The organism is Novosphingobium sp. RL4 (genome assembly GCF_035658495.1).
Classification (GTDB): Bacteria; Pseudomonadota; Alphaproteobacteria; order Sphingomonadales; family Sphingomonadaceae; genus Novosphingobium.
The window spans coordinates 1451129-1467500 of record NZ_CP141945.1 but is presented as its reverse complement, the minus strand read 5'-3'; the positions used below and the strand labels follow the sequence as shown (position 1 = coordinate 1467500).

The window sequence follows — 16372 nt, the reverse complement described above, 5'->3', positions numbered from 1 at the left end:
CCGGCTGCGGCCACCTTGATGTTGAGGCCGCAGATGCGCAGGAAGCTAAGCGTGCGGTTGACCTGTTCGATCTGCACCGCCAGCGCCGCGCTGGCCTGTTCGATCATCTTCAGGGCATCGCGCCGCGCCGCCTGGATCGCGGGCAGGCACGTGAGACGGTCGGCGGTGCGGCGCATGTTGCCCACCGCGACATCGGCAGCGTCCCGCTCGAAGGCGTTGGTCACGCTTTCCAGCGCTCCGATCAGCCCTTCGACGATCTCATAGGCGCGGCCGAGCGCCGTGCCCGCCGATACGAAGCGCGCGTCAAGACCGCTGGCGATCCCGGCCAGCGCATCGCGCAGTTCCGCCAGCGACGGAGCCGCGAAATCGGGCGCGGGATCGGCAGGGAGCGCGGCGAGCGGCAATCCGTCTGCCAGAGGGGCACCCTCCAGAAGGGCGCCTTCAGGCGCGCCGAGCACGGGTTCGGGGAAATGGGCGGTTGTCGTCATCGGGCGGTCGTTTCTATCGATTGGTGGCCGCGAGCACTTCGCGGGCAATGGCGCCAAGCGGGATCACGCGGTCTGCCGCACCGCGCGCAATGGCTTCCCTGGGCATGCCGAAGACGATCGAGGTCGCCTCGTCCTGCGCGAAAGTGCGGGCCCCGGCCTGCTTCATTTCCAGCAGGCCGCGCGCACCGTCATCGCCCATGCCGGTCATGATGACGCCGACCGCGTTCGATCCGGCCGCACGCGCGGCGGAGCGGAACAACACGTCCACCGAGGGGCGATGGCGCGAGACCAGCGGTCCGTCCTTCACCGAGACATGATAGCGCGCGCCCTGCCGTTCGAGCATGAGGTGCTTGCCCCCCGGCGCGATCAGCACATGGCCGCGCAGCACCGGGTCGCCGTCGGCAGCTTCCTTCACGTCGACCTCGCAGAGACCGTCGAGCCGCCGCGCGAAGGCACGGGTGAAGTTTTCCGGCATGTGCTGCACCACCACCACGCCCGGCGCATTGGCGGGAAGCGCTTCCAGCACTTCGCGCAAGGCCTCGGTTCCGCCGGTGGAGGCGCCGAGGCAGACGACCATTTCGGTGGTACGGCTCATAGCGCGGCCGCTGGGCGGCGGCAGCACGGCATCGGCGGTGAGCTTCTTGGCCGGGCCTTCCGGCTTCGCCTCGCGCAGGGCCGGGCGGCCGCGAACGCGGGCGCGTGACGCGCCCTTCACGACATCGCGGATCTGCAGATGATGCTCGGCCAGATGGTCCGCCACGCCGATGCGGGGCTTGAGGATTACGTCCACCGCGCCGGCCTCCATCGCCTGGAGCAGCGTTTCCGAGCCTTCCTCGGTCAGCGACGAACACATGACCACCGGGATGGGGCACTGCACCATCAGCTTGCGCAGGAAGGTGATGCCGTCCATGCGCGGCATCTCGACATCAAGGGTGATGACGTCGGGCACTTCCTCCTGAATCCGGCGCGCGGCGCTGAACGGATCGGGCGCGGCGCCGATCACCTCGATCTCCGGGTCTTCCTGGAGGATCGCGGTCATCGTCTGGCGGACGCTGGCGGAATCGTCGATGACGAGGACGCGGATCTTCTTGGCCGCAAGCATGGGTCAGGCCTTCCGGAACACGGTGTTGGCGACTTGCGTGAGCGGCAGGTCATGGCCGGTGATCGATTCCGAATGCCCGAGGAACAGGTGCCCCCGCGGCTTCAGGCAATCGACGAGCTGCGAAACGACCTTACGCTGGGTCGGTTTGTCGAAATATATCAGTACGTTGCGGCAGAATATCAGGTGCATCGGCTCGCCCACGGGGTAGCGGTCGTCCATGAGGTTGAGCCGCGCGAAGCCGATCGCGCTGCGCAGGGCGGGCACCATGCGCACGTCGCGCCGGGCCGGATCGCGCGAGGACATCACGTATTTGCGCTGGAGGGCATCGGGAACCGGATCGACCAGTTCGCGCGGATAGATGCCGCTGCGCGCCGTTTCGAGCACGTCGGTATCGAGATCGGTGGCGAGGATGCCGTAAGCCGGGCCGTCATGGGTCTCGGCGTGATCGTCGAGCACCATGGCCAGCGTATAGGGTTCCGGCCCGGTCGAGCAGGCCGCGCTCCACGCCCGGATGGTGCGGACGCCGCGTGCGCCCAGTTCGGGAAGGACCACCTTGCTCAGGTATTCGAAATGGCCCGGCTCGCGGAAGAAATCGGTCTTGTTGGTGGTAACCGCGTTGATGAGCGACAGCCCTTCCCGCGCCAGGTTCTCGTCCGCGAAGATGTAGTCGCAATATTCGTCGAGCGTGCGCGCGCCCGTTGCCCGCTGGCGGCGGCGCAGGCGCCCTTCGAGCATGGTCTTCTTGCTATCGGGCATCTTGATGCCGGAATAGTCGAAGATATAGGCCGCCAGCCGCGCGAAATTGCGCTTGCTCATCGGATCGCCGGCATGGGGCTGTGCGGGGGACGAACTGCGGATTGCGGGGGCGGCTGCTGACATCTGCGCGGTTCCGGGTCGTGAGGAGGGGAAAGGCGGCGTCCCCGAAGGGACGCCGGGCTCAGGCGGCGGCCTGCGAGGACAGGCGCGTGGCTTCCTCGGCCGTGAAGATGCGCGCCATGTCCACCAGCACGGTGAAGCCCTCGTCGCGCTTCACCACGCCGCCGATATATTCGGAAGGCCAGCGCACGCCCACGTCCGGGGCGCCGCCGATCTGGTCCGCGCGGAAGCTGGTGACCTCGATCACGCGGTCCACCACCAGCCCGAGCACCAGCACGCGGTCCTCCAGCGGGATGTCGATCACCAGGATGCGCGTCGCCGGGGTCGGTTCCACCGGCGGCAGGCCGAGCCGCAGGCGGAAATCGATCGTGGTAATGCCCTCGCCGCGCATGTCTGTAAGGCCGAGCAGGTAATCCGGGCCGCCCGGAATACGGAAGGTTTCGCGGTAGTCGAGGATCTCGCGGACCAGTGTCACCGGCACCGCGAAGATCTCCGCCCCCAGACCGAAGGTCACGGCCTGGATTTCCTGCCCATCCGTCATGCCGCGTGCATCCCGAAAGCATCGTCGTGGTCGTCCGGGCCGCCCATGGCGAGGTCCAGCGCGAAGCCGTTGGGACGCGCCTGCCCGTTGCCGCTGGAAGGACGCTTCGCGCCGATCTTGAGCGGGGCCTTGATCGGCGCCGCCTTGCGCACCGGCGCAGCGGTCCGGCCCGGCGCCTTGCCGACGTTGTCGACGCGGAAGTAAGCGATGCTGGCCTGGAGTTCCTCGGCCTGCGCCGCCAGTTCTTCCGAAGTGGAGGAGATCTGCTCCGAAGCGCCGGCGTTCTGCTGCGTCACCTGGTCCAGCTGCTGGATCGCCTGGTTGATCTGGCCCGCGCCGATGTCCTGCTCGCGGCAGGCGGCGCTGATCTCCGAGATGAGTTCGGCGGTACGGCGAATATCGGGCACCAGCCTGGAGAGCATCTCGCCCGCTTCGGTCGCCGCGTCCACGGTGTTGGCCGAAACCGCGCTGATCTCGGCGGCCGCGCCCTGGCTGCGTTCGGCCAGCTTGCGCACTTCCGAGGCAACCACCGCAAAGCCGCGTCCATGTTCGCCGGCACGCGCCGCCTCGACGGCCGCGTTAAGGGCCAGCAGGTCGGTCTGGCGGGCGATTTCCTGGACGATGCCGATCTTCTCGGCGATCGTGCGCATCGCGCCCACCGCACGGTCCACCGCGATACCGCTGGCTTCGGCGTCCTGGGCGGACTGGCGGGCGATCTTCTCGGTCTGGGCCGCGTTCTCGGCGTTCTGCTTGATGTTGGCGGACATCTCTTCCATCGATGCCGAAGCCTGTTCGGCGGCGGCGGCCTGTTCGGTGGCCCCCTGCGAGACCTGCTCGGACGTCGAGGAAAGCTCCTGGCTGCCGCTGGCGACATTGTTCGCCGCAACCGTGGAATCGCCGACGACACCGCGCAGGCGCTCGATCATGCGGACAAGGGCATGGCCCAGCTTGTCCTGCTCGGACAGCGGCTTGTGGCTGACAGTCAGGTCGCCGTCGGCGATCTTGTCGGCCAGACCCGCGCTGACGCGCAGGTTCGCGGTCATCTTGTTGACGGTATCGACAAGATCCCTGATCTCGTCGTTCGAGGTCACTTCCACGTCATTGTCGAGATCGCCGATTGCCACCGCGTTGATCGCGGTGCCGACCCGGGCAAGCCCGCGCGAGACGATCAGCGAGATCCACACCGCGCCCACCAGCGCGCCAAGGATGGCGACGATGGCAACCGTCAGCAGCGTGGCGCGCGCCGAGGAATAGAGCGCATCGGTCTGCCGGTCGACCTGCTGCATGTCTTCCCGCGCACGGGCGACCAGATCGTCGGTCTGCTTGGTCACGCGGTCCAGCACGTCGCGGGCGCTGCCCAGCGCCAGTGCGGCCGCTTCCTCGTTCTGGTTGGCCCGCGCAAGGGTGCGGATGCGCGTGTCCAGCGGCTTGAAGTTCTCGAACGAGGACCGCATTTCGCGCCAGGTCTGCTTGGTTTCGGGCAAGGCATTCGCATCGCCCTCATCCAGCAGGCGCTCGAACTCGGACATCGAGCGCGTGGCCTTGTCGTCGAATTCCTTCACCAGTTCCGGGTCGTTCGTCATCGTCATGTTGCGCTCGTTGCGCGCAAGGGTGCCGAACACGACCTGCACCTGCTGGGCCCGGTCGAGCCGGGCGGCGGGGCCGCTGATGAGATCGCTGATCGCGGTGTTGAGCGTGCTCAGACGCGTCAGGCTGACGCCGACCACGACGGCCAGCAGGATCAGGATTATGGCGAATGTCACGCCCAGCTTCATTTTAATCGTAGCGCGCATGGGAAATGGAACCTTGGGACCCGGATGGGGGGAAAGAAACGGTAATCGGCGTCGGCGCGTCAGGCCGCGTGAGTGCTGAACGCCTCGTCCTCGCTGTCAGGCCCGCCGGTCGAGAGATCGAGCGCAAAGCCGCGGGCGCGGGCCTGCTGGTCGGCGACCGAGAGCGAACGGAGCGTGCGGGTGGGAGCGGCTGCCTTGCGGGCGGCGGCCACCGGCTGGCGGAATGTCACCGGCGCGGCCTTGCGGCGCGTGCCGTTCCCGTCGGTGCGGAAGTAGGCGATCGAAGCCTGAAGCTCCTCCGCCTGCGCGGCGAGTTCTTCCGACGTCGTGGAGATCTGCTCCGAGGCGCCGGCGTTCTGCTGCGTCACCTGGTCGAGCTGCTGGATCGCCTCGTTGATCTGCCCCGCGCCGATATCCTGTTCGCGGCAGGCCACGCTGATCTCCGAGACCAGTTCGGCGGTACGGCGGATGTCGGGCACCAGCTTCGAGAGCATGTCGCCGGCTTCGGCAGCAGCCTGCACGGTCTCGGTCGAGACGGCGCTGATTTCGGCTGAAGCCTGCTGGCTGCGCTCGGCAAGCTTGCGCACTTCGGATGCGACGACGGCAAAACCGCGCCCGTGCTCGCCCGCTCGCGCGGCCTCCACCGCCGCGTTGAGGGCGAGCAGGTCGGTCTGGCGGGCGATTTCCTGGACGATGCCGATCTTCTCGGCAATCGTGCGCATCGCGCCGACCGCACGGTTTACCGCCACGCCGCTGGCTTCGGCATCCCTGGAGGACTGGCGGGCGATCTTTTCGGTCTGCGCCGCATTGTCGGCGTTCTGCTTGATGTTGGCGGCCATCTCTTCCATCGAGGCCGAGGCCTGCTCGGCAGCGGCCGCCTGTTCGGTGGCGCCTTGCGAGACCTGCTCGGAATTGGCCGAAAGCTCCTGGCTGCCCGCCGAAACGTTCTCCGCCGCGACCGTGGCATCGCCGACCACGCCGCGCAGACGCTCGATCATCGTGTTCACATGGCCCAGCAGGTCGCTGATCTCGTCGTTCGAACGGATCTGGGCCGTGCGGGTAAGGTCGCCCTCGGCCACCTGGCTCATGGCATCCCCCGCCGACTTCAGGCCCCGCGAGATCAGCAGCGCGAGATAGGCCGCGGCGGCCACGGTGATGATGAACCCGGCAACACCCATGCCGATCATGAGCGAGCGCGCCGACCCGTAAGTGATCTCGGTGTCCGCGTCGGCCTTGGCCATCTTCTCCTGCTGGAGCTGGACGAGGTTTTCGACCGTCTTGGTCACGGCCTGGGCCCGGTCGCGCGATTCGCCCATGGTGAGCGCGGTGGCGGCGGCCTTGTCGCTGCGGCTGAGCTCGCTGACGTGCTGGTTCACCGGCTTGAACGCGTTCCACTGGTCGCGCAATTGCGCCCACGATGCCCGCGTCTCTTCCGAAGCGTTGGCATTGGCCTGTTCGACCTGTTCCTCCACCCGGTCGCGCCAGGTGACGATGCGGGTTTCGAGTTCGCGGATCTGCACCGGATCGTCCGTCAGGACGAGGTTCTTCTCGGAACGGACCATCATACTCACCCCGCCGTCGATGGCGCGGGCGCGGTCAAGCTGCTTTGCCGGCCCGGCCACGAGATCGCCGACCGAATCGTTCAGCGTCGACAGTCGGGAAATGCCGATCCCGATGATCGCTGCCATGATGATGAGGAGGAGGACGAAAGTACCTCCGAGCTTCAGCTTGATGGTTGCACGCATGATGGCCCCCCGGCTCAATGAAGTGTGGATGGCTGGATCGCGGCGGAATCGGTTCCGCCGACCAGTGAACGAAAGATGGCGGCAAGATCGGGCAGGACGACCACGCCGTCCTGCCGGCGAACCAGTTCGCGCACGAAGTCGCGCCGCCAGCGCAGGCCCACGGCGGGCGGGCTCTCGCTCGCGCTCTGCCGGAGCGTCGTCACCTCGTGGACCTTGTCCGTGCGGATGCCGATCTGGAACGTCTCGCCTTCGGCCTCGGTCTCGATCACGACGATGCGGCTGTCCACCGTGGCTTCGGCCGCGGGCATGGCGAAGGCCAGCCGCAAGTCGGCGATCGGGATGATCTTGCCGCGAAAGTTCACCACGCTGCCCAGCAGCGGCGCCGCGCCGGGAACGCGGGTTTCGGGCAGGAGATCAAGGATCTCGCGAACCAGCGTGGCCTCCAGCGCGAAAGTCTCCTCGCCGAGGTTGAAGGTCAGCACTTCGAGCTGGCCGGCGGCATCCCACCGGGTGGCTGCCTGGTCTTGGAACGGTTCGCTCATGGCTTATCCGGCGGCGCGAAGCCGCTCCTCCTGGTTCTGGCCCAGCATGACGAGCTGGACGACATCGAGGATCAGGGCGACACCGCCGTCGCCGAGGATGGTGGCCCCCGCGAAAGTGGCGACGTCCCGGTGCAGCGGCGACATCGACTTGATGACGGTCTGGTGGCTGCCGATGATCTGGTCCACCACCAGCCCGACGCGCTCGGCGCCAGTGGCGATGACGACGATCTTCTGATGCGGATCGGGCCGGGTGCCGGTGTCGAAGATCTCCCGCAGGCGCAGGAACGGCACCAGCCGGTCGCGCAGGGTGATGAAGCTGCGGCCGCGCGAACGCAGGTCTTCCTCAAGGCTGAGTTCGAGGCATTCCTCGACCGCGCCGAGCGGGATCACGTAGCGGCCGTTGCCCACCCGCACGAGCAGCCCGTCGATGATCGCCAGCGTCAGCGGGATGCGCAGCACCACGGTGGAGCCCTCGCCCGGCGCGGACGTGATGTCGATCGCGCCGCGCAGGCTCTCGATGGTGCGCTTCACCACGTCCATGCCCACGCCGCGCCCGGACAGGCTGGTGACCTGCGCCGCCGTGGAGAAGCCGGGATGGAAGATCATCTGGAGCAGTTCGTGATCGGAAATCTGCTGGCCGGGCTGGATCAGCCCCTGCGCCTCGGCCTTGGCGCGAACGCGCACGCGGTCGATCCCGCGCCCGTCGTCGCGGATGGTGATGAGCACTTCGCCGCCCGCCTGATGGGCGGAGAGGCGAACCTGCCCAGCGGCAGCCTTTCCGGCGGCGATCCGGTCTTCCGGCGTTTCCAGGCCGTGATCGCAGGCATTGCGGATCAGGTGGACCATGGGATCGGCCAGACGCTCGATCATGGTCTTGTCGACTTCGGTGGTCTCGCCCTCGGTCGAAAGCTCGATGGTCTTGCCGGTCTCGCGCGCAAGATCGTGGACGAGGCGGCGGAAGCGGCTGAACAGGCTGGCCACGGGAACCATGCGCAGCACCATCATGGTATCGCGCAGTTCACCCGCGAGCCGCTCGATCTCTTCGGAGATCGAGCGCAGCGCCAGTTCGTTGCCGACCGCCGAACCGCTGCCGGCGGCGAGCTGCGAAAGGCGGCTCTGGACGATCACGAGTTCGCCCACCCGGTCCATCAGCTCGTCCAGACGCTCGGCGGGAACGCGCACGCTTTCGCCCGCCTTGGCCGCCGGACGGCCGGCGGGATTCGCGCCGTCCTGCGCCGGTGCGGCCTGAGGCGCAGGTGCAGCCTCCACGGCGGCGGGGAGCGCGGCGGGCGCCTGATCTGCCGGTAATTGGGCAGCCGCCTCGGCAGGAACATCGTCCAGCGGCTCGATGGTGAGTTCCATGTCGTCCATCACGAAGATGAACACGTCATCGATGTCATCGCGCGAGATGTCGCCGCGAAGTTCGACATCCCAGCCGATGTGGCACTCGGTCGGCACCAGATCGGCCAGCGGCGGCACGGCATCGGTGCGCGCGGCGATCCGGCAATCGCCAAGATCGCGCAGTTCGTCCAGCAACATCAGCGGGTTGGTGCCGTTGGCCATGGCATCGGCGGGAAGCCGGAAGAACAGCCGCCAGCCGTTCCGGGCGGGGGAGGCGGCCGCAGGAACCGCAGCGGCAGTGGCATTGGCAGTGGCAGTGGCGGGCACCGTGTCCGCGCCGTCGATCGCGGCCTGGAGCTGGGCGAGGATCGCCGTGCCTGCGGCCTCCAGCCCGGCGCCGTCGCCTTCGATCAGCGCGCGCATGTGGTCCCGCGCCGAGAGGATCACCGCGACCAGTTCCTGCGTCGCCGGGGCCAGCCCCTTGCGCACGCGGTCGAACGCGGTCTCGCAATGGTGAGTGAAATCGGCCAGCGCATCGAAGCCGAACATCGCGCCCGAGCCCTTCAGCGTGTGCAGCCCCCGGAACACTTCGTCGATGAGCGCGCGGTCCTCCAGCCGGTGGCCGAGGTCCAGCAGGCCCTGCTCGATCTGGTCGAGCAGGTCGCCCGCCTCGACGCGGAACGCCGCGACCGGATCCTGCGTATTCAACGGCCCAGCACCTTGCGGGAGACCTTGATGAGCTGCTCCGGCACGAAGGGCTTCACCAGCCAGCCGGTGGCGCCGGCCGCCTTGGCCTGCTGCTTCATCGCGTCATCGCTTTCGGTGGTGAGGAAGATGATCGGAATCCCGGCCTGCTCCGGCGCCTTGCGCAGTTCGCGGATCATCGTCAGCCCGTCCATGTTGGGCATGTTGAGATCGGTGATGATAAGGTCGAACCGCTTGGCGCCGGCCGCGTTCAGCCCCTCGACGCCGTCTCCCGCTTCGGTGACGTCGTAGCCCGCGCCGGTCAGCGCGATGCGGATCGCCATGCGCAGGCTGGGGGAATCGTCGACGGTAAGGATCGAGGCAGTCATTGCGGCAGTTCTCCGTGGAACCAGAATTCGAGGTCCTGGGGGGTGGGGTCCGTCAGGAAGCCCGCGCGTTCGAGCAGCGCGGCAACCGGACCGCCGGCAGGATGCGCCAGACGCAGTTCACGGCCCGCGCGCATCCAGTGATCCCGCGCAGAGTAGACGATCTCAAGAAATGCAAGATCGACTTCGACAAGTGACGACAGGTCAAGATCAAGATCCTGCCCCGCATCGAACCCGGCAAGAATATCCTGCCTGAACTGATGCGCGGAACGCACCGTTACGGAACCTGGAACTGCTACGACCTGGCGCATCGCTTCCTCTTGGTATTGCCCATGAGCGCGATCGTTTCGGCGCAGCGGGCGGCCTTGTTATTTCTAGACGAAATCCCGCCGCGCCGGACTTTCCGGATCGGATTTTTTAATCGTTTGCGGCAGATCTTGTCGTTTGCGGAAAATGGCGTGCCCGCAGCGAAATTCCGCGCGGCGGCGCGGTTGCGGGGCGGACCGGGTTCGCGGACGCCCAAGGCGCTGGACCGGCGGCGGCATTTCCAATAGGCCTCTGCCCTGATGACGGCTCACCTTGCAGAACCCGACCTCCGGGATCACCGGAACAAGCGCCTGAAGGCGATCCTCGGCGGTTCCACCGGCAATCTCGTCGAATGGTACGACTGGTACGCCTATTCGGCCTTCACGCTCTATTTCGCACCGCACTTCTTTCCGAGCGAGGACCGCACCGCCCAGTTGCTGAGCGCGGCGGCAATCTTCGCGGTGGGGTTCCTGATGCGGCCGATCGGGGCATGGCTGATGGGCGTCTATGCCGACCGGCACGGACGCAAGAGCGGGCTCACCCTGTCGGTCGCGCTGATGTGCGCGGGATCGATGCTGATCGCGGTGACCCCGTCCTACCAGACGATCGGCATCGGCGCGCCGCTGCTGCTGGTCCTTGCCCGGCTGATGCAGGGCCTGTCGATCGGCGGCGAATATGGCGCCAGCGCCACTTATCTCTCCGAAATGGCGGGCCGCAACAACCGGGGCTTCTTCTCCAGCTTCCAGTACGTCACCCTGATCGCGGGGCAACTCGTGGCGATCTGCGTGTTGCTGACGCTCCAGGCGGTGCTGAGCGAAGCGCAGCTTGACGCATGGGGCTGGCGCATTCCCTTCGTGATCGGCGGAGCGCTGGCGGTGATCGTGTTCCGCGTGCGGCGCGGCATGGCGGAAACCGAAAGCTTCGAGAAGGCCCGCGCCGAAGGGGCGCCGCAATCCGGCTTCCTCGAACTGATCCGCAGCCACCCGCGCGAAACGCTGACCGTGATGCTGCTGACCGCGGGCGGGACGATCGCCTTCTACGCCTATTCGATCTACATGCAGAAGTTCCTCGTCAACACGAGCGGGCTCAGCCGGGAAACGGCCTCCGCGATCAACGGCATCACGCTGTTCGTGTTCATGCTGCTGCAGCCGCTGGCGGGCGCCCTGTCCGACCGGATCGGGCGCAAGCCGCTGATGATCGGTTTCGGCGTGCTGGGCGTGCTGTTCACCTATCCCATCTTCGCGACGCTGGCGACCACCAGGAACCCGGTCACCGCCGGATTGCTGGTCATGGCCGGACTGGTAATCGTGACCGGATATACCTCGATCAACGCGGTGGTGAAGGCCGAACTGTTCCCCGCCCATATCCGCGCGCTGGGCGTGGCCCTGCCTTATGCGCTGGCCAACACGCTGTTCGGCGGCACCGCCGAATTCGTCGCGCTGTGGTTCAAGCAGGCCGGGGTCGAACACGCCTTCTACATCTACGTCACCGTGATGATCGCCATCTCTCTGGCGATCTACATCCGCATGCGGGACACCCGCCAGCACAGCCGTATCCTGGAAGACTGACGGACAGGATCAGGAGCGCCTCCGATGTTGCTTACCCAATTGCTCGTTCCCACCTACACGCAGATGCTGCGCGGGCTGGCCGCATGGCTGGACAAGGCTTCCACACAGGAAACGGCCGACGGCGGCGATGCCGAGGCGCTGCTGTCCGCGCGGCTGGCGCCCGATATGTTCCCGCTCGCCGCGCAAGTGCGATTTGCCTGTTTCCAGGCGCAGGAAGCCGTTCATCGCCTGAAGGGCGAACCCGTGCCCGAGGCCCTTCTCGAAGTGCGCCGCGAAGGCTGGAACGCCGCAGAGCAGCCCGGCACCATCGCGCAGGCAAAGGCCCGCGTGGCCGAGGCGCTCGACCTGCTGAGCGCACAAGGGGCCGACACGCTTGAGGGCGGCGCCGATCTGCCGATGACGATCGAACTGCCCAACGGCATGAAATTCGACATGACCGGCAGCGAATTCGCGCGCGACTGGTCGCTGCCGCAGTTCTATTTCCACCTCAACGCGGCATACGCGATCCTGCGCAGCCATGGCACCGAACTGGGCAAGGCCGACTATGTCTCGCACATGTTCGCCTACTTGCGCCCGGATACCGCGCCGCAGGCCTGACACCCCCTCAGGCCGGCGCCGCCGATTGTCTCCCATGAGGAGACAGTCTGTAGCCTGACCGCAGACTAGTGGCATGGCTCCGCAGCCCATAGCGCCGGAGCCATGCAGACCCAGACCGCATCACGCCGGACCTGCCCGTCCCGCCCCAAGCCCGCCAAGGCGGGCGAAGCACGATGACGCCGTCCATCGCCGACCGTTTCGGCGTTACCGATGCGCTGTTCTCGCTCAAGTGCCTGGCAGCGGCGGCGCTCGCCTATTACCTTGCGCTCACCTTCCAGTTTCCCAAGCCGTTCTGGTCGGTGATGACCGCCTATATCGTCGCCAGTCCGATGACCGGCGCGGTCCATTCCAAGGCGTTGTTCCGCCTTTCCGGCACCGCGATCGGCGCGGCGGTGGCGGTGATCCTGCTGCCGAACCTGCGCGGATCGCCCGAATTCCTCACGCTGGCGCTGGCCGGCTGGCTGGGCCTGTGCATCTACCTCGCCGTGATCGACCGCACCGCGCGGGCCTATATGTACCTCCTGGCCGGGTTCACCGCGATCCTCGTTTCCATGCCGATCATCGACCGCCCCGAAGCCGTGTTCACAACCGCCGTCTCACGCGTACAGGAGATCGCGCTGGGCTTCTTCTGCGCCGGGCTGGTCCATTCGCTGGTTTTCCCGCGCAGCGTTTCCGACCGCCTGCTGGCCCGCGTCGACGCGATCGTGCGCGATGCCGAGCGCTGGTCGATCGACACGCTGGACGAAGCGGGCACCGTCCGCCTCGCGCGGGACCGGCGCCAGCTGGCGCTCGACATTGCCGAACTGCACCAGCTTTCCATCCACCTGCCGTTCGACACCGGCCGCAGGCGGCTGCGCGTCGGCGCGGTGCGGGCGCTCCAGCAGCAACTGGCGATACTCGCACCGCTTGCCGCCGCCGTGGAGGACCGGCTTCACGAGCTTCGCGGCGAAGGCCATGCCGATGCCCGGCTGGACCGGCTCGCCGCGCAGGCCCGCGACTGGCTGGACCGCGATGACGGCGGCTACCGCGAGGAAGCCGCAACCTTGCGCAGGCGGGCACAGGCGCTGGAGCCCGAGGTCGGCCCGGACATGGCAGCGCCGGACCTGCTGAAGCTGGGCCTGCTCGTTCGCCTCGGCGAACTGATCGAGGCGCATTGCCACTGCCGGGACTTGCGCCGCCAGCTCCACGCCCCCTCGCGCGCCGCCGTCAGCACGGACGTGCCCGCCCTGCTCGGCAGCGCGGTGCCGCGCGCCCTTCACGAAGACCGGGGCATGGCGCTGCGCTCCGGCCTCAACGCGGTGGCCACGGTCTGCATCGCGGTGGCTTTCTGGCGGCTCACCGCATGGCCGAGCGGGGACGGCGCGGTGATGATCGCGGCGATCTGCTGCTCCCTCTTCGCCGGGTTCGACCAGCCCGCCGTGCTGCTCAACAAATTCCTCGCCGGCTGGGTGATCGCCACGTTCGCCGCCATCGCCTATGCTTTCGCGATCCTCCCGCGCGTGACGGAGTTCGGCGTGCTGATCGCCGTTCTCGCCCCTTACCTGCTGGTGGGCGGATCGCTGCTGGCCAGGCCGCCACGGGCGCTCATGGCAACCGGGCTGCTGCTGGGCCTGCTCAACACGGTCGGCCTCAACGAGGAATATGCCGAGCATTTCCCGACCTTCATCAATGCCGCCATCGCCCAGCTCGCCGGCGCGGTGCTGTCGGCGGTGATGCTGCGCATCTTCTCCACGGTGGGCGCAGGGCGAAGCGCGGAGCGCATCGTGCAGGCGAGCTGGCGCGACATCGGCCGGTTCGACGCTCCGGGCGCGCCCGCGCCGGGTGCCTGGATCGGCGTGGCGCTCGACCGGATCGGCCTGCTCGCGCCGCGCCTTGTCGCCACCGGACGCGATCCCGGCGCGGCCCTGCTGGACGGACTGAACGATCTGCGCGCCGGAGCCGCCCTGCTGCGGCTGGGCAAGCTCGAACGCTCGTTACGCGGGGATGCGGCGTCGGCACTGGCCGCGGCAAGGCAGGCCGTCGCCGCGCACTACCGCGCGCAGGCCGCCGCCCGCATGGCCATCACCCCGCCAAAGATGCTGGAAAGCACGATCGATCACGGCATCCGCACCCTCGCCGCGTGCGAACCCGCCCATGCGCGCGAAGGCGTGCTGGCGCTGCTGACGCTGCGCCGCGTGTTCTTTCCGCACGGCCATCCGCCGGGCAGGCCGCCCGCCCCGGACGGCATTCTCGAGCGCGCGGCCTGACCCCCTCGCCATGGCCGCTTCGCGAAATGCTTGTAATCCGGCGCCGGTCCGGGAATGGCAGCCTGAAGGATCGGAACGCGGCAAAGGGGAGCGCGGCATGGAACTCGAAGACTTGCGCAGCTTCGCCATGGTCGTGCGGCATGGCGGTTTCTCGGCCGCCGAACGCGCCACCGGCGAGGCGCGCGGAAAGCTGTCCAAGCGGGTCGCCAAGCTCGAGCGCGAACTCGGCACGCGGCTGCTGGAACGCTCCACCCGCAACGTGCGCGTCACGGATGTCGGCCAGGAAGTCTACCGGCAGTGCGAAGTCATCGCCGATGGCCTCGCCGCCACCCGCGCCATCGCCGAGCGGGCGCGCGAAGACGTTTCCGGACTGCTGCGGATCAGCTGCCCGCCGGGCCTCGCCCGCTATCTCGGCGCGGAGGGGCTGGCCTCATTCCTCGCCCGCTATCCGCAAGTGCGGCTGGACATGCACCTCACCAGCCGCCGGGTGGACATCATCCGCGAAGGTTTCGACATCGCCCTGCGCGTCGACGTGGAGGAGGAAACCGATCTTTCGCTGACCATGCGCCAGCTCGGCCGCAGCCAGCGCATCCTCGTCGCCAGCCCGGAATTCCTCGCGGGCCTGCCGCCGATCGGGATCGACATGCTCCAGAGCCTCCCGACGCTCACGATCGGCGAACACGCCGAGCATCACCGCTGGGACATGACGAGCGAAACCGGCGAACGCGCCCGCATCTTCCACCGGCCCCGGCTGTGCAGCAACGATTCCACGATCGTGCGCGAAGCCGCGCTCGACGGACTGGGGGTGGCGCTGCTCCACGAACAGGGCTGCCGCGCGGACCTGCTACAGGGGCGACTGCTGCGGGTCCTGCCGCAATGGCATACGCGCGAAGGCATCGTCCGCATGGTCTTCGCGGCGCGGCGCGGCATGTCGGCAGCGCAGCGCGCCTTCATCGACCACTATGCCGCCCAGCCGTTCTTCCCGCCGCTGCCGGACACTCCTGATTGCCCGTCTCCCCGCGCCACGAACCGATAGATCGCAAGCGCGAAACCAGCTACTGCCCAACCGGGCTCTGGTACGTTTAGGTGTCGTTCAACACGATTACGAACTAGCCATGACGCAAGCTTTTGCGTATAGTCCCCAGATCACCGTCCAGAAACGCGCGTCGGTGACTGAGAGACACACTGCGCTCCCCGCAAACAGGAGAGCCGGATATGGACCTCAATCAACTTCTCTTTCACCATCAGATCGCCGTGATGCGCGGCCATCCCGGCGAAGCTCCCTCGCGGGGTTCGCGGTTCGATATCGTTGCTCACTACGAGCGGCGCATCGCCCGCCTGCGGCGGGAAACGGGCACTACGCCCTACCCGGACTGGTCGCGTTGATGAGGCTGGAAACCGCTTCGTCCGGGGGCGCGAGCCGATCCTAGATCTCGTGGAAACGCCGTTGCCGGCGACGTCGCCTGACCGCGCCGTCGTCCCCGAAGCAGTGGGCCGGGCCCACCGGACGCTGATGCACGCCTGCGACTTCTGGGTGCGCCATGCCCGGCTCGCCCCCGCGCCTTGTTCCGCAGCACCGCGCTTTCCGGGGCGGCCCGTGCCGGCAATCCCTTCGTCTCTGGCGCTGTCCGCCTTTACGCGGATGAGCGGCAACCGGTTGCACGAACTCGACCGCTTCCTTTCCGTCCTGCTGGATGCCGTGGCCGCGGGACATGGCGGCCACGATCACGATGACCGCCATTTCGCCAGCCGGCACAACACCTCCGGCAAGCTGCTGGTCGTCGAAGGCATGCTCGGGATGGAACACCACGCCCGCGCGCGGCTTCTGGCCATCGGGCGGATTTCCGCGCTATTGCGCCATTGCCCCAGCCCCGCCGATACACCCGCCCTGCGCGCGGACCTGCAACTGGCACTGGGCCGCGACACCCCCTGCCCGCCGCGCGCAGCGCCCGATTCCCCGATCCTGACCCGCGATTCCGTGCTCGTGATCTGCCGGTTCTATGCCACGCTGGGCGACCGGGTCCTGGCGGCGGCGGCCCGATAAGCGAGAACCCGGCGAGTTCGCTGGGGACTCCGCCAAGGCGATGTTAGGCTCTCTCGTCGGGTGCGATTCCCGGCAGGCGGATCAAGAGGTCTTTCGAACTCCAGTACCAAGGA

The 16372-nt window shown here is 67.7% G+C and carries 17 protein-coding genes (1 of these 17 only partly in view); 7 read left to right on the top strand and 10 right to left on the bottom strand.

What is annotated here, in order from left to right:
* The 10 genes from U9J33_RS23445 to U9J33_RS23400 form a co-directional block, all read right to left on the bottom strand.
* A protein-coding gene (locus tag U9J33_RS23445; RefSeq protein WP_324699351.1) for a hypothetical protein crosses the window boundary here: on the bottom strand, positions 1 to 488 show its 5' portion. It extends 1339 nt beyond the left edge of the window; only the first 488 of its 1827 coding nucleotides appear in the window; it begins with the start codon at positions 486 to 488; its stop codon lies off the left edge, out of view.
* A 13-nt stretch (positions 489 to 501) separates the two neighbouring features.
* Positions 502 to 1590, bottom strand: coding sequence for a chemotaxis response regulator protein-glutamate methylesterase (locus tag U9J33_RS23440; protein WP_324699350.1), 1089 nt, complete (start codon positions 1588 to 1590; stop codon positions 502 to 504).
* 3 nt (positions 1591 to 1593) lie between these two features.
* Positions 1594 to 2406 carry a protein-glutamate O-methyltransferase CheR gene (locus U9J33_RS23435; RefSeq protein WP_324699979.1) on the bottom strand — a complete coding sequence of 271 codons (813 nt, stop codon included), beginning with the start codon at positions 2404 to 2406 and terminating at the stop codon, positions 1594 to 1596.
* Between the two features lie 121 nt (positions 2407 to 2527).
* Positions 2528 to 3007: a chemotaxis protein CheW gene (locus tag U9J33_RS23430; RefSeq protein ID WP_185999466.1), complete on the bottom strand. Its 480-nt coding sequence runs from the start codon at positions 3005 to 3007 to the stop codon at positions 2528 to 2530.
* Positions 3004 to 4800: a methyl-accepting chemotaxis protein gene (locus tag U9J33_RS23425; RefSeq protein WP_054435952.1), complete on the bottom strand. Its 1797-nt coding sequence runs from the start codon at positions 4798 to 4800 to the stop codon at positions 3004 to 3006. The genes U9J33_RS23430 and U9J33_RS23425 overlap by 4 nt, the downstream gene beginning before the upstream one ends.
* A 59-nt stretch (positions 4801 to 4859) precedes the next feature.
* The gene (locus U9J33_RS23420) at positions 4860 to 6545 is read right to left on the bottom strand and encodes a methyl-accepting chemotaxis protein (RefSeq protein ID WP_324699349.1); all 1686 of its coding nucleotides are present in this window, start codon (positions 6543 to 6545) and stop codon (positions 4860 to 4862) included.
* Between the two features lie 14 nt (positions 6546 to 6559).
* Positions 6560 to 7087 carry a chemotaxis protein CheW gene (locus U9J33_RS23415; RefSeq protein WP_324699347.1) on the bottom strand — a complete coding sequence of 176 codons (528 nt, stop codon included), beginning with the start codon at positions 7085 to 7087 and terminating at the stop codon, positions 6560 to 6562.
* Between the two features lie 3 nt (positions 7088 to 7090).
* On the bottom strand, positions 7091 to 9136 hold the full coding sequence (locus U9J33_RS23410; RefSeq protein ID WP_324699346.1) for a chemotaxis protein CheA: 2046 nt from the start codon (positions 9134 to 9136) through the stop codon (positions 7091 to 7093).
* Positions 9133 to 9501: a response regulator gene (locus tag U9J33_RS23405; RefSeq protein WP_054435948.1), complete on the bottom strand. Its 369-nt coding sequence runs from the start codon at positions 9499 to 9501 to the stop codon at positions 9133 to 9135. Before U9J33_RS23405 ends, U9J33_RS23410 begins: the two co-directional genes overlap by 4 nt.
* A complete protein-coding gene (locus tag U9J33_RS23400; RefSeq protein ID WP_082370197.1) occupies positions 9498 to 9809 on the bottom strand; it encodes an STAS domain-containing protein in 312 nt (103 codons plus the stop codon). Before U9J33_RS23400 ends, U9J33_RS23405 begins: the two co-directional genes overlap by 4 nt.
* 21 nt (positions 9810 to 9830) lie before the next feature.
* On the opposite strand from U9J33_RS23400, the gene U9J33_RS23395 reads away from it, so the two are divergent.
* The 7 genes from U9J33_RS23395 (at position 9831) to U9J33_RS23365 (ending at position 16259) form a co-directional block, all read left to right on the top strand.
* Positions 9831 to 10052: a hypothetical protein gene (locus tag U9J33_RS23395; RefSeq protein WP_324699344.1), complete on the top strand. Its 222-nt coding sequence runs from the start codon at positions 9831 to 9833 to the stop codon at positions 10050 to 10052.
* Positions 10053 to 10064: 12 nt separating this feature from the next.
* Positions 10065 to 11372 carry an MFS transporter gene (locus U9J33_RS23390; protein WP_324699343.1) on the top strand — a complete coding sequence of 436 codons (1308 nt, stop codon included), beginning with the start codon at positions 10065 to 10067 and terminating at the stop codon, positions 11370 to 11372.
* Between the two features lie 24 nt (positions 11373 to 11396).
* Positions 11397 to 11969, top strand: a complete 573-nt coding sequence (locus U9J33_RS23385) for a DUF1993 domain-containing protein (protein ID WP_324699341.1) — start codon at positions 11397 to 11399, stop codon at positions 11967 to 11969.
* Positions 11970 to 12142: 173 nt separating this feature from the next.
* Positions 12143 to 14215, top strand: coding sequence for an FUSC family protein (locus U9J33_RS23380; protein ID WP_324699340.1), 2073 nt, complete (start codon positions 12143 to 12145; stop codon positions 14213 to 14215).
* A gap of 97 nt (positions 14216 to 14312) precedes the next feature.
* Entirely contained in the window at positions 14313 to 15251 is a 939-nt protein-coding gene (locus tag U9J33_RS23375) for a LysR substrate-binding domain-containing protein (protein WP_324699339.1), read from the top strand.
* A gap of 179 nt (positions 15252 to 15430) precedes the next feature.
* Positions 15431 to 15601, top strand: coding sequence for a hypothetical protein (locus U9J33_RS23370; protein ID WP_165913308.1), 171 nt, complete (start codon positions 15431 to 15433; stop codon positions 15599 to 15601).
* A gap of 61 nt (positions 15602 to 15662) precedes the next feature.
* On the top strand, positions 15663 to 16259 hold the full coding sequence (locus U9J33_RS23365) for a hypothetical protein (protein ID WP_324699338.1): 597 nt from the start codon (positions 15663 to 15665) through the stop codon (positions 16257 to 16259).
* Positions 16260 to 16372: the final 113 nt, after the last annotated feature.

Excerpts from the sequence above, each read along its gene's own strand:
- U9J33_RS23430 (WP_185999466.1), bottom strand. The coding sequence starts at position 3,007 with ATGACGGATGGGCAGGAAATCCAGGCCGTGACCTTCGGTCTGGGGGCG.
- U9J33_RS23370 (WP_165913308.1), top strand. The coding sequence starts at position 15,431 with ATGGACCTCAATCAACTTCTCTTTCACCATCAGATCGCCGTGATGCGC.
- U9J33_RS23380 (WP_324699340.1), top strand. The coding sequence starts at position 12,143 with ATGACGCCGTCCATCGCCGACCGTTTCGGCGTTACCGATGCGCTGTTC.
- U9J33_RS23405 (WP_054435948.1), bottom strand. The coding sequence starts at position 9,501 with ATGACTGCCTCGATCCTTACCGTCGACGATTCCCCCAGCCTGCGCATG.
- U9J33_RS23385 (WP_324699341.1), top strand. The coding sequence starts at position 11,397 with ATGTTGCTTACCCAATTGCTCGTTCCCACCTACACGCAGATGCTGCGC.
- U9J33_RS23425 (WP_054435952.1), bottom strand. The coding sequence starts at position 4,800 with ATGCGCGCTACGATTAAAATGAAGCTGGGCGTGACATTCGCCATAATC.
- U9J33_RS23435 (WP_324699979.1), bottom strand. The coding sequence starts at position 2,406 with ATGAGCAAGCGCAATTTCGCGCGGCTGGCGGCCTATATCTTCGACTAT.
- U9J33_RS23420 (WP_324699349.1), bottom strand. The coding sequence starts at position 6,545 with ATGCGTGCAACCATCAAGCTGAAGCTCGGAGGTACTTTCGTCCTCCTC.
- U9J33_RS23415 (WP_324699347.1), bottom strand. The coding sequence starts at position 7,087 with ATGAGCGAACCGTTCCAAGACCAGGCAGCCACCCGGTGGGATGCCGCC.
- U9J33_RS23395 (WP_324699344.1), top strand. The coding sequence starts at position 9,831 with ATGAGCGCGATCGTTTCGGCGCAGCGGGCGGCCTTGTTATTTCTAGAC.
- U9J33_RS23375 (WP_324699339.1), top strand. The coding sequence starts at position 14,313 with ATGGAACTCGAAGACTTGCGCAGCTTCGCCATGGTCGTGCGGCATGGC.
- U9J33_RS23440 (WP_324699350.1), bottom strand. The coding sequence starts at position 1,590 with ATGCTTGCGGCCAAGAAGATCCGCGTCCTCGTCATCGACGATTCCGCC.
- U9J33_RS23400 (WP_082370197.1), bottom strand. The coding sequence starts at position 9,809 with ATGCGCCAGGTCGTAGCAGTTCCAGGTTCCGTAACGGTGCGTTCCGCG.
- U9J33_RS23390 (WP_324699343.1), top strand. The coding sequence starts at position 10,065 with ATGACGGCTCACCTTGCAGAACCCGACCTCCGGGATCACCGGAACAAG.